Origin of the sequence: Rhizobium sp. R693 (assembly GCF_002211315.1) — a bacterium.
Classification (GTDB): domain Bacteria; phylum Pseudomonadota; class Alphaproteobacteria; order Rhizobiales; family Rhizobiaceae; genus Rhizobium.
Genome location: NZ_LOKY01000006.1, coordinates 111,241 through 123,253, shown reverse-complemented (window position 1 = coordinate 123,253; position 12,013 = coordinate 111,241). Strand labels below are relative to the sequence as shown.

The window sequence follows — 12,013 nt, the reverse complement described above, 5'->3', positions numbered from 1 at the left end:
TGTATAGCAGGCAGTTGGCGGCGATGCTTCGTTTACGACACGTTGTTCGCTCAAATGCTTCACGTCATCTGTCTGTCTTATTTTCCCTCCTAACTAAGTTTGCGGAAGAGCCTGGTTTGCTCGAACAGACCCTCCAGGGTCTTCATGCGTTCCTTCGTCTCATCCCAGGTCGAGCTTTGAACGGCCTCGATCAGCGCCTCGACGATGAAGAGAGTGACGACGGAAGAGTCCCATGCCGATGGCGCCTCGATCTGCACACGAAACGTGTGACGCGCGAGCTTGGCGGCTGGCGACCCCCATTGATCTGTGAAGACGACGATCTCGGCTCCGCTCTTGCGGGCGGCCGTCGCGAGACTGACCATTTCCTGCTCGTAGCGACGGATATCGAAGATAACCAGGAGGTCGCCGGGATTCATGTTGAGTACGTATTGCGGCCAGCTGCTGGAGTTGGAAGACAGCAGCGCGGTGTTCGGCCGAATGACCTGCATATGGGTAAAGAAGTACTCGGCCAGCGCGCCGGTGATGCGTCCGCCGACAAAGTAGAGGCTGCGCTTGCGATCGGACAACAACGAGGCAACATTGTCGAAGGTTGCGGTATCGAGCGCGCTCAGTGTCTGGCGCAGGTTGCCCATGATGGCGTCGGCGAAACGGTTGAGAATATGTGTGCCCGGCGCGTTGGAGGCCCAGCGGTCATGTTTGGTGATCGGGTTTGAGATCGTCGCTTCGACTTCCTGGTGCAAGTGCGCCTGAAAATCGGGATAGCCCTTGAAACCGAGCTTTTGAACCATGCGCACGACTGTCGGTGTCGACACACCGGCGTTCTCCGCAATCGTCGTGATGCTCCCCAGTCCGGAGACGGGGTAGTTGTCCAATAGGCTCTCTGCCAATTGCTTTTCGGCCCGCGTGAGCGTGCCGAAATGCGAATGGATTACGTCCGAAACTGTCTTCGACGCAGCGGTCACGCTAACTTGCTCCCCGGGATTGGTCTTGTGCCACTTTCCCACTGAAAGTTAACAACGCTGTCACAATCCATGTCAACTGCTGTCATGAAAAGAAATTTTCAGGGCGCGCTTGACAGTCGTCGGAACCTGAAGAATTCTTTTCTTATACATTTTTTATTAATGATCGGGATGCGGCTGTGGTGCCTGCTCAGTTCAAGGTCCTAAGCGAAGCGGAAGGCGAGTGCGTTGCGGTCGAACGGCCGAACGGCAGGAGCTCGTTACTGGTGATCTGCGAACATGCGTCCCGGTTGCTTCCTGAGCGGTACGGGACACTCGGTCTGTCAGCCGAGGCGTTGGAAAGCCACATCGCATGGGATCCGGGCGCGTTGGCCGTTGCACGCGGGATTTCCAGAGCCCTCGATGCCACTCTCATCCACCAGCGATTTTCGCGATTGATCTACGATTGCAACAGGCCGCCGGAGTCAGCTGGCGCCATGCCCGAGAAGAGCGAAATCTACGAAATACCGGGCAACGCCCACCTCAATGCGGAAGAACGCCTCGCGCGAACCGAAGCGTTGTATATTCCTTTCCACGACGGCATTCGCGCACTGATTCGCGATCGCAAGGCGAGGGGGCAGGAGACGGTGATCGCGACGATCCATAGCTTCACTCCGGTGTACCACGGCAAGATGCGGGCCGTGGAAATTGGTATATTGCATGACGAAGACAGCCGTTTCGCCGACAGCGTTTTGAACGTGGCGTTGACCGGCTCGCCTCTCTACAAAATCGAACGCAACGAGCCCTATGGCCCTGCGGATGGCGTGACGCACACGCTGGTTCTGCACGGGCTTTCGAACGGGCTGCGCAATGTAATGATCGAGGTCCGCAACGACCTCATCTCAGATCAAGACGGTCAAGGGGTCATGGCCGACTATCTGACAGGGCTTCTCCGGCAAAGCCTGGACGCCTGAAAACAAAGAAAAAGACCCCAGGGAGCAGTCTAACTGCGATCGCCCGTAGGCGAAAACGTCACGGGCACTTTGGCACTGGATGATCATCCGCAATTCCGCGGCTGATCGCTAAACAGGGGGAAGTCATGTCCGACTACACGGATCACGACAAGAAGCAGGATATGCATATCCTGCATTCCATGGGCTATGCCCAGGAGCTGGAACGGCGGATGAGCTCGTTCTCGAACTTTGCCGTCTCGTTTTCCATCATTTGCATTCTTTCCGGCGGTATCAACTCGCTGGCGCAAGCCACGGCGGGTGCCGGCGGTGCGGCCATCGGTATCGGCTGGCCGGTCGGTTGCTTCGTCTCGCTGGTCTTCGCCGTGGCCATGGCGCAAATCAGCTCGGCCTATCCGACCGCGGGCGGCCTCTACCACTGGGGTTCAATCCTCGGCAACCGCTTCACCGGCTGGCTCACCGCATGGTTCAACCTGCTCGGTCTCGTCACGGTTCTCGGCGCGATCAACGTCGGTACCTATTACTTCTTCATGGGCTCCTTCGGGACGAGCTACTTCGGTCTGACGGATACGACGACAGTTCGCATCCTCTTCCTGGTTGTCATTACCGGCGCTCAGGCGCTGGTAAACCACATGGGGATCGGACTGACTGCGAAGCTCACAGACTTTTCGGGCTATCTGATCTTCGCAACGGCAATCGCTCTTGCCGCAGTCTGCTTGCTCGCTGCTCCGTCCTACGATTTGGCCCGCCTTTTCACCTTCGCCAACTATTCAGGCGAAGCGGGCGGCAACGTCTGGCCGTCGACTTCGGGCACTTGGGTATTCCTGCTCGGCCTTTTGCTGCCGATCTACACGATCACCGGCTACGACGCTTCGGCGCACACGTCGGAAGAAACAGTCAAGGCCGCTCATTCCGTTCCGCGCGGTATGGTCTCTTCCGTTTTGTGGTCTGCGCTCTTCGGCTACATCATGCTTTGCGCCTTCGTGCTGATGCTGCCGAACATGGACGATGCGGCAAAGCAGGGCTGGAACGTGTTCTTCTGGGCAATGGACAGTCAGGTAAACCCCGTCGTCAAGGATCTGCTCTACCTTGCCATCTTCGTCAGCCAGTGGCTGTGCGGTCTGGCAACGGTCACGTCGGTTTCGCGCATGATCTTCGCCTTCTCGCGTGACGGCGGTCTGCCGGCCTCAAAGGCGCTGTCGAAGGTCAGCCCGAAGCATCGCACGCCGGTCGCGGCCATCTGGACGGGATCGATCCTGTCGGTACTGTTCGTTTGGTTCACCTCACTCGACTTCATGAAGATCGGTGAGACGCCGGTTTACACGATCGTTGTCTCGTGCACGGTCATTTTCCTCTTCTTCTCCTTCGCGATCCCGATCACGCTCGGCCTCGTCGCTTGGGGCACATCGAAGTGGGACAAGATGGGTCCGTGGAACCTCGGTGAAGGCATGTTCAAGCTGTTTGCAGTCTTGTCGATCATCGCGATGGTCCTGATCTTCGTCATAGGCATCCAGCCGCCGAACGGCGCTGCGCTTTACGTTACCGTCGGTTTCCTCTTGCTGACTGCGATCGTATGGTTCGGCTTCGAAAGCCGCCGCTTCAAGGGGCCGCCGATTGGCGACGAAGTCGCGCGCCGTCAGGCCGAGATTGCGGCTGCCGAAAAGGCCGTCGGCGAGGCCTGAGGTTTCGACTTCCCTCTATAGCCGCGGGGCCGCTCTGGCGGCCCCGTATCCCGGCTCAACGAAAACGCATGAGATACGGCGCGTCCGTTCGCGGCATGCTCTTTCGTTGCCCCGATTTTTCAGTTCAAGGTTCAGGCGGATTCAATATGAGCATCTATACTCTCGACGATCTCAAGCAGGATGTTGCCGACGGGCGCATCGACACGGTTCTGGCATGCCAGGTGGATATGCAGGGCCGCTTGATGGGCAAGCGTTTCCAGGCCGAGTACTTCCTCGAGAGCGCATGGAAGGAAACCCATAGCTGCAACTATCTAGTCGCTACCGACATGGAGATGGAAACTGTATCCGGCTACAAGGCGACGAGTTGGGAGAAGGGCTACGGCGACTATACGATGAAGCCGGATCTCTCAACGCTGCGCCGTATTCCGTGGCTCGAAGGCACGGCGCTCGTGCTTTGCGATCTGCTCGACCACCACACGCACGAAGAGGTGCCGCATTCGCCGCGCGCCATCCTGAAGAAGCAGGTCAAGCGCCTCGAAGACATGGGCATGAAGGCTTTCATGGCCTCCGAGCTCGAATTCTTCCTCTTCGACCAGACCTACGAGTCGGCGCATGCCTCAGGCTATCGCAACCTGAAGCTCGCCAGCGCCTATAACGAGGACTACCACATCTTCCAGACGACCAAGGAAGAAGAGGTCATGCGGGCAATCCGCACCGGGCTTCAGGGAGCCGGCATTCCTGTCGAGAATTCGAAAGGCGAAGCATCCGCCGGTCAGGAAGAGATCAACGTCCGCTATGCCGACGCGCTAACGATGGCCGACCGCCATGCGATCATCAAGAATGGCTGTAAGGAGATTGCCTGGTCAAAGGGCAGAGCAATCACCTTCCTTGCCAAATGGCACTACAACGCCGCGGGCAGCTCGTCGCACATTCACCAGTCTCTCTGGAGCGCGGACGGCAAGACGCCGCTCTTTGCCGACGAGAAGGGCAAATACGGCATGTCGCCGTTGATGGAAAATTACATTGCCGGCCTTCTCGCCCACGCCAGTGAGATCACCTATTTCCTCGCGCCCTACATCAACTCCTACAAGCGCTTCATGGCCGGTACATTCGCGCCGACAAAGGCGATCTGGAGCAAGGACAATCGCACCGCCGGTTACCGTCTTTGCGGCGACGAGACTAAGGCGATCCGCATCGAGTGCCGCGTCGGCGGCTCGGACCTCAATCCCTATCTCGCCTTCGCGGCACTGCTTGCCGCGGGCATCGATGGCATCGAGAACAAGATGGAACTCGAGGCGCCGTTTGTCGGTGACGCCTACGGCGCTCGCCGCGTCCGCGAGATCCCGCGCACGCTGCGCGCGGCAACGGTTGCCATGACGAAATCGAAGATGCTGCGCAGTGCCTTCGGCGATGACGTCATCGACCACTATACCCGTGCTGCCGAGTGGGAGCAGGAAGAGTACGATCGTCGCATCACCGACTGGGAAGTGGCGCGCGGTTTCGAAAGAGCATAATAGGCGTAGCCAAGGCCGGATGGCGTCCCGTCACACGATTTCCATCTGAGGAGATTGTTTGGGGTGTCCGCCGGTTTCGGCACGCGAAAACATAGGATGAAGATCATGGGAATGATCCAATGCATTTCACCGGTCGACGGATCGGTTTACGCCGAGCGTCCGGCGCTTTCGCTGGAAGCCGCGAAGGAGGCGGTGGCGCGTGCGCGCAAAGCGCAGAAGGCCTGGGCGAAGCGACCGCTGGAAGATCGTGTTCAGCTTGTGCTGAAGGGCGTTGCACGGCTCAATGAAATGTCCGACGTCGTCGTACCCGAGCTTGCCTGGCAGATGGGTCGCCCGATCCGCTATGGCGGCGAGTACAAGGGCTTTAACGAGCGTTCCAACTATGTCGCATCGATCGCTGCCGACGCGTTGGCGCCGCTGGTCGTCGAAGAGAGCGACAAGTTCGAGCGCCGCATCGAGCGCGATGCGCATGGCGTCGTGTTCGTCGTGGCGCCGTGGAATTATCCATACATGACGGCGATCAACACGATCGCGCCAGCGCTGATGGCGGGCAATACGGTTGTGCTGAAGCATGCGTCGCAGACGCTGCTGGTCGGCGAGCGGCTGGTGCAGGCCTTCGTCGAGGCTGGCGTTCCTGATGATGTCTTCCAGAACGTGTTCCTCGATCACGAGACGACGTCGTCGCTGATTGCCGCTGGTAGCTTCAACTTCGTCAACTTCACCGGTTCGGTCGAAGGCGGTCGCTCGATGGAGCGGGCGGCGGCCGGCACGTTTACCGGTCTTGGTCTCGAGCTTGGCGGCAAGGATCCGGGCTACGTCATGGAGGACGCCGACCTCGACGCTGCCGTCGATACGCTGATGGACGGTGCGACCTATAATTCCGGGCAGTGCTGCTGCGGTATCGAGCGCATCTATGTGCATGAATCGCTCTATGACGGCTTCGTCGAGAAGTCGGTCGCATGGGTCTCGAACTACAAGCTCGGAAATCCGCTTGATCGGGAAACGTCGCTCGGCCCGATGGCCAACAAGCGTTTCGCCAAGGTCGTGCGCGAGCAGATCGCCGATGCGGTCTCCAAGGGTGCCAAGGCGCTGGTCGATCCGAAGCTGTTTCCCCAGGACGATGGCGGCGCCTATCTCGCCCCGCAAGTCCTCGTCAACGTCGACCACTCGATGGCATTCATGCGGGAAGAAACCTTCGGCCCTGCCGTCGGCATCATGAAGGTGAAGAGCGACGACGAAGCGATCGCCCTGATGAACGACAGCCAGTACGGCCTGACGGCTTCGCTTTGGACGAAGGATCCCGAGCGGGCAGGGCGGCTTGGTCGCGAGATCGAAACCGGCACTGTGTTCATGAACCGCGCAGACTATCTCGATCCGGCGCTGTGTTGGACCGGCGTCAAGGAAACCGGCCGTGGCGGCTCACTGTCGATCATCGGCTTCCACAATCTGACACGTCCGAAATCCTATCATCTGAAGAAAGTCACAGCATGAGCAGCAACATCACAGCTAACTGGAGCTATCCGACAGCCTTCAAGCTCGGCCGGGGGCGCATCAAGGAACTGGCGGACGCTTGCAAGAGCCTCGGTATGAAGAAGCCGTTGCTGATCACCGATCGCGGCCTGGCGTCGATGGCGATCACCAAGACGGCGCTCGACATTCTCGAAGACGCCGGTCTAGGCCGCGCGATCTTCGCCGACGTTGATCCGAACCCGAACGACAAGAACCTCGAGGCCGGCGTCAAGGCTTTCAAGAATGGGGGCCATGATGGTGTGGTTGCCTTCGGCGGCGGTTCTGGCCTCGATCTCGGCAAATGCGTAGCATTCATGGCCGGCCAGACGCGGCCCGTCTGGGACTTCGAGGATATCGGTGACTGGTGGACGCGCGCCAGCGTCGAGGGCATCGCGCCGATCGTGGCGGTGCCGACGACGGCGGGCACCGGCTCGGAAGTCGGTCGCGCCAGCGTCATCACCAATTCCGAAACGCATGTGAAGAAGATTATCTTCCACCCGAAGTTCCTGCCGGGCGTCGTTATTGCCGATCCCGAACTGACGGTCGGCATGCCGAAGATCATCACCGCCGGTACCGGTATGGATGCTTTCGCGCACTGCCTGGAAGCCTATTCCTCGCCCTTCTATCATCCGATGTCAGCAGGCATCGCGCTGGAAGGCATGCGCCTCGTCAAGGAATTCCTGCCGCGCGCCTACAAAGAAGGCACCGATCTCGAAGCCCGCGCCAACATGATGTCGGCTGCCGCCATGGGCGCGGTCGCCTTCCAGAAGGGCCTCGGCGCCATCCACGCGCTGTCGCACCCGATCGGCGCCGTTTACAACACCCACCATGGCATGACGAATGCTGTGGTGATGCCGGCTGTGCTGCGCTTTAACCGCTTGGCGATCGAGGAGAAGATCGCGCGTGCAGCGGCCTATCTCGGCATCACCGGAGGCTTCGACGGCTTTTATAGCTACGTGCTGCAGCTCCGCTCCGAACTCGGCGTTCCCGACAGCCTGTCCGCGATGGGAATCAAGCCGGATCGAATCGATGAACTTTCGGCAATGGCGATCGAAGATCCAAGCGCCGGCGGTAATCCGGTCAAGATGACGCTCGAAAATACCAAGGCGCTCTTTAAGGATTGCTTCTGAGCTTAGAGAAGATGGCGGACCTGAAGTGGCCCGGAAAGCCTTGCTTTCCGGGATTTTTTTGTCCTAGCGCGTGGCCATTCGCGCGAGTGCAAGAAATGCCGGCCGCAATTTCAGGTGTTGCGTTTAGAAGTTATTAACCATGATTGGAAAGGATGCGTTAACCGCACAATGCTTCCGAGAGTGCGCGACAGAGCCATAGAGAGGCTCACATCCCTTCGAGGACCGACCATGCCAGTCATCACTTTCGCAAACACCAAGGGCGGCGCCGGCAAGACGACAGCCGTTCTTCTTCTCGCTACCGAACTTGCCCAGAAGGGCTATCGGGTGACAATCCTCGATGCCGATCCACAGCATTGGATCACGCGATGGCATGAGGTGTCCGGGCACGTGGCGAATATCTCGGTGATCGATTTCGTCACGTCGGCATCGCTGCCGCTGCACATTTCGGAAAACAAGCACAATACGGACTACTTCATCATCGATCTTCCGGGCGCGCGGAACCCGCTGCTTGCGACGGCGATTGGGCTTTCCGACCACGTCCTGATCCCGATACAGGGATGCGCCATGGACGCCCGGGGAGGCGCGCAGGTCCTCGAACTGTTGCAATATCTCGATGAGAAGGCCGGTATCCGCATCGGGCACTCGGTCGTGCTGACGCGCGTCAACTCGATGGTGACGACGCGGGCACTCTCGATCGTCAAGTCACTACTGAGCGAGCGGCAGGTTCCGGTGCTCGATACCGCGATCATCGAGCGGTCGGCCTTCCGCGATCTCTTTGATTGCGGCGGTACGCTGTACTCCCTCGATCCCGTTCGCGTCAGCAACCTCGACAAGGCGCGGGAGAACGCTCGCTGTTTTGCTGAAGAGATCATGGGCAAGGTCCCGGTGAAGCTTCCGGAGCCGGCGCGCAGCACTGGCCCGCTGATCCGCTCGGCCGCCTAGCAGAAATTGTCCGCAAAACAAAAATGCGCCCGTTGGGGCGCATTTTTTGGTGGTGGAACGGGTAGGATAGGTCAGTCGGTGAACTCGACTGTAACGCCCGGCTTGACCATCTTTGCCAGTTCGGTGGCATCCCAGTTCGTCAGGCGGATACAGCCGTGGCTCTGGGTACGGCCAATCTTCGATGGTTCTGGCGTTCCATGAATGCCGTAAGTCGGCTTGGAGAGTGCCATCCAGACCGTGCCGACCGGCCCGTTCGGACCTGGCGGAATGTTCAGGATCTTGTCGTTGGCGCCCTGCTGGAAATTGATCTTCGGATTGTAGGTGTAGCCCGGATTGAAGGCGACGCGCTCGACGGTCACCGTGCCTGATGGCGAAGGCGTATCGGTGGAGCCAATCGAGGCGGGGTAGGCGGCAATCAGGTTGCCAGCGTTGTCATATGCAAAGACCTGCTTGCGGCCCTTGTCGGCAATGATGCGCGCGACTGATCCCACCTTCACTTCACCGGGATTGACGACCTTGACGATCGTGCCGGGGACCGTGAAATCGACGCCCGGGTTCATCTCCTTCAAGAATCCTTCGTCCATATGGAAGCGCTCGGCGAGCATTTCTGTCGTCGAGGTGTAGCCGAGCGATGACATCGCAGCCTTGTGCGCATAGTCCTCGGGGATGGCGGCAACGTACGGGCCGGCAGCATCCGCAGGCGTGATCGTATAACTGACGAGCGGCAGTCCGCCGTTCATGCGCAGCTGCTCGAGAATTGCGTCGGTGTTATTAGGATCGAGCGTCTCGCCGGTCATCTGCTGATAGGCATAGATCGCCTTGGTGACGTTTGCGCCCATGTGGCCATCAATCGCGCCAGGGGATACGCCGGCGCGGTCAAGGAACACCTGCAGGGCGACGATCTCTGACTTCGACTTGTTCTTGAGGGTGATCACCGGCTCCTGAGAGGGCTTCGGCTGCGTCACATCTAGTGATTGCTGGTCCGGCTCGATGGACGCGTAGTCGTTTCCTTGCGGGTAGGGTTGGTCATCGAGCGGCTGGCGGTCGATAGGAGCGTTGTGCGGGATCGAGCCCGTCACAGCGCCCCGCTCAGCGTAACGACCATCGCCGTAGGGATCGTCGCCGTAGTAGGCATCGCCATTGTACGCGTCGCGCACCGGCGGGCGTGGGTAATAGCCGCGGGCGCGCATCTCGGTCGCAATTACATTGCCGTAGGGATCGACCAGCACGCGGTTGCCGCGTCGATCGCGCGCATAAGCCGCGCCCGACGGGACATAATCGAGAATGTCACCGTTCGGCGCCACGAAAACAACGTCGCCCTGCCGTCCGTTATAAAACTGCTGGGCATCGGCAGACGGCGCTGCGATAGCGATGACGAGCAGGGCAGTTGCGGCAGACAATCCCATTATTACAAAGCGATTCACGTCTTCATACCCTTCAGTGACTTGGTCGACACACACCCGCGAATTTTGACGCTAGTGTGGAATTTATGGAATCGTGCTGAACAAAAGATAAAAATCCCGTGATTTCTCCTTTAGTCATAAACATTTGGAGAGGCCAGCCAGTTCCACATGGCAAGGCGAGCCGTCGTGATTGACGAAATCCCTGCCGAGACATAACGCTGCAGAGGCCGTTACCGGGAGGACGTTGGACAATGATTGAATTTGCTGCTGCAACAGGGCCGAAACTGATCCTGGACGAAGCGTCGCTGATGGACATCGGCGGATGTGTCGTCAACGGTGTCGATATCGCTCCAAAGACGGCGGTTCCCGATGACGGCGATGCACGGATTTCGCATTCCGTGCAAGGCTTCCTCTTTACCTGTGGACCGGACCACATCCGTCACCGCGAACCGGTTCCAGGCCATACTGATGGCAAGGGCTATCCCCTGCATGGTTCGGGACCTGGCCACGCAGCCAGGATTCTCTGGACGAAATTCGAGAACGGGAATGCCGAGTGCCGGGCGGATATCGACATCGTAACGGTCGAAGGCTTGCCCGCCCGTATCGAGCGCCACTGGTTCATCGACGGGCGGACAGGCGAGGTCAATCTCAAGGACAAGGTCGTCAACGCGAGCGACGAGATCGTGCCGACCTTCCTGATGTACCATATGAATATCGGCGGGAAATGGTTCGATGCCGGCACACGTCTCGAAGGCAAGATGCTCGATGGCGGTGGATTCCCATGGAATTTCGGCGAGGAGCCGGGTGGAATCTTCTGTGTAGAGGCGCCGGCAACGGAGGGCGGCTTTGCCGAGGTCCGGCTTGGCCCCATTGCTGCGACCGGTGGCAAGGTTCTTCAGGTGCGCGTCCTTGCCGAGACGCTTCCGCACCTGCAGATCTGGCGCAATCAGAAGGCGCCCGCCGACGTGCTCGGTATTGAGCCGGTATCACATCGTTGGGTGTCGCGCTCCGAGTTGGAGGCATCGGGTGAGTTCGTCATGCTGAAGCCCGGAGAGAGCCGAAATTATGCGCTCAGCTTCGCCTTCGTTTGAGTGATCTGCGGTTGACGCTGCGCATGGGGCGGCGTAGTCATTCAGCCCACGATTCAGGAGGATTAGCGATGGACATTCGCCAGATCGACGACGAATATTCGGTTTCCGGGCAGATTTCGGTCGAGGATCTCGATCAGATCAAGACCTTGGGTTTCAAATCGATCGTCTGCCATCGCCCGGACGGCGAGAGCCCGGATCAGACACCCTATGCTCTGGTGGAAGCGCGGGCGAAGGAACTCGGCCTCGATATGGCACACGTGCCGGTCGGCCCGATGGGCGTCACCGAGGAAGCGATCGCCGGCATGGTCGACGCGCTCGATGAGTTTCCGCGCCCGATGCTCGGCTACTGCCGCTCCGGCGCCCGCTCGACCGCGATCTATCAGAAAACGCACCACATTCGCTCGTAGCGCTCATCGGCAAACCAAATCCGGCGCCGCCCGATCCCAGCGGCGTCTTTCGTTCGTAAACAGGAGAACATCATGAGCATCAAGCGTATCGACGCCGGCGCCCGCATGAGCGGCGCAGTTGTCCACGGCAACACCGTTTACCTCGCTGGCCAGGTCGGCGAAGGTGAGAGCGTCACCGAACAGTGCAAGTCGGCACTGGCCGAAGTCGATCGCCTGCTCGCTGCAGCCGGCTCGAACAAGTCGAAGATCCTGCAGACGCTGATCTATCTCTCCGACATGTCCTACTTCGCAGAAATGAACGCTGCCTGGGAAGCCTGGGTCGATCCGGCGAACACGCCGGCTCGCGCAACCAGCGAAGCCAAGCTTGCTGCCCCGAAGTACAAGGTCGAGTTCACGGTTACCGCCGCTCTCGACTAAGCCGAACGG

Annotated in this window: 11 protein-coding genes; 9 read left to right on the top strand and 2 right to left on the bottom strand. The window is 59.4% G+C overall.

Going from position 1 to position 12,013, the window contains the following annotated elements:
• Positions 1 to 89: 89 nt before the first annotated feature.
• Positions 90 to 962 carry a MurR/RpiR family transcriptional regulator gene (locus tag ATY79_RS07985; protein WP_088691922.1) on the bottom strand — a complete coding sequence of 291 codons (873 nt, stop codon included), beginning with the start codon at positions 960 to 962 and terminating at the stop codon, positions 90 to 92.
• Between the two features lie 176 nt (positions 963 to 1,138).
• Here ATY79_RS07985 and ATY79_RS07980 point away from each other — a divergent pair, with 176 nt between their 5' ends.
• The 6 genes from ATY79_RS07980 (at position 1,139) to ATY79_RS07955 (ending at position 8,686) form a co-directional block, all read left to right on the top strand.
• On the top strand, positions 1,139 to 1,912 hold the full coding sequence (locus ATY79_RS07980; RefSeq protein WP_088691923.1) for an N-formylglutamate amidohydrolase: 774 nt from the start codon (positions 1,139 to 1,141) through the stop codon (positions 1,910 to 1,912).
• A 125-nt stretch (positions 1,913 to 2,037) separates the two neighbouring features.
• Positions 2,038 to 3,591 carry an amino acid permease gene (locus ATY79_RS07975; protein WP_088691924.1) on the top strand — a complete coding sequence of 518 codons (1,554 nt, stop codon included), beginning with the start codon at positions 2,038 to 2,040 and terminating at the stop codon, positions 3,589 to 3,591.
• A gap of 146 nt (positions 3,592 to 3,737) precedes the next feature.
• Complete coding sequence (locus ATY79_RS07970) at positions 3,738 to 5,105, top strand: glutamine synthetase family protein (protein ID WP_088692054.1); 1,368 nt, start codon at positions 3,738 to 3,740, stop codon at positions 5,103 to 5,105.
• Positions 5,106 to 5,210: 105 nt separating this feature from the next.
• A complete protein-coding gene (locus tag ATY79_RS07965; RefSeq protein ID WP_088692055.1) occupies positions 5,211 to 6,596 on the top strand; it encodes an aldehyde dehydrogenase family protein in 1,386 nt (461 codons plus the stop codon).
• A complete protein-coding gene (locus ATY79_RS07960; RefSeq protein WP_088691925.1) occupies positions 6,593 to 7,744 on the top strand; it encodes an iron-containing alcohol dehydrogenase in 1,152 nt (383 codons plus the stop codon). Before ATY79_RS07965 ends, ATY79_RS07960 begins: the two co-directional genes overlap by 4 nt.
• A gap of 228 nt (positions 7,745 to 7,972) precedes the next feature.
• A complete protein-coding gene (locus ATY79_RS07955) occupies positions 7,973 to 8,686 on the top strand; it encodes a ParA family protein (RefSeq protein WP_088691926.1) in 714 nt (237 codons plus the stop codon).
• A gap of 71 nt (positions 8,687 to 8,757) precedes the next feature.
• Here the strand turns inward: ATY79_RS07955 and ATY79_RS07950 are convergent, their stop codons facing one another.
• Positions 8,758 to 10,092 carry a L,D-transpeptidase gene (locus ATY79_RS07950; RefSeq protein WP_088691927.1) on the bottom strand — a complete coding sequence of 445 codons (1,335 nt, stop codon included), beginning with the start codon at positions 10,090 to 10,092 and terminating at the stop codon, positions 8,758 to 8,760.
• A 248-nt stretch (positions 10,093 to 10,340) separates the two neighbouring features.
• Here ATY79_RS07950 and ATY79_RS07945 point away from each other — a divergent pair, with 248 nt between their 5' ends.
• From ATY79_RS07945 to ATY79_RS07935, 3 genes are all read left to right on the top strand, one after another.
• A complete protein-coding gene (locus ATY79_RS07945) occupies positions 10,341 to 11,180 on the top strand; it encodes a DUF4432 family protein (RefSeq protein ID WP_088691928.1) in 840 nt (279 codons plus the stop codon).
• Positions 11,181 to 11,248: 68 nt separating this feature from the next.
• Positions 11,249 to 11,587 (top strand): TIGR01244 family sulfur transferase, encoded by a 339-nt coding sequence (locus ATY79_RS07940; RefSeq protein WP_088691929.1) that lies wholly within the window; start codon positions 11,249 to 11,251, stop codon positions 11,585 to 11,587.
• 72 nt (positions 11,588 to 11,659) lie between these two features.
• Positions 11,660 to 12,004 (top strand): RidA family protein, encoded by a 345-nt coding sequence (locus ATY79_RS07935; RefSeq protein WP_007802370.1) that lies wholly within the window; start codon positions 11,660 to 11,662, stop codon positions 12,002 to 12,004.
• The last annotated feature ends 9 nt before the right edge of the window (positions 12,005 to 12,013 follow it).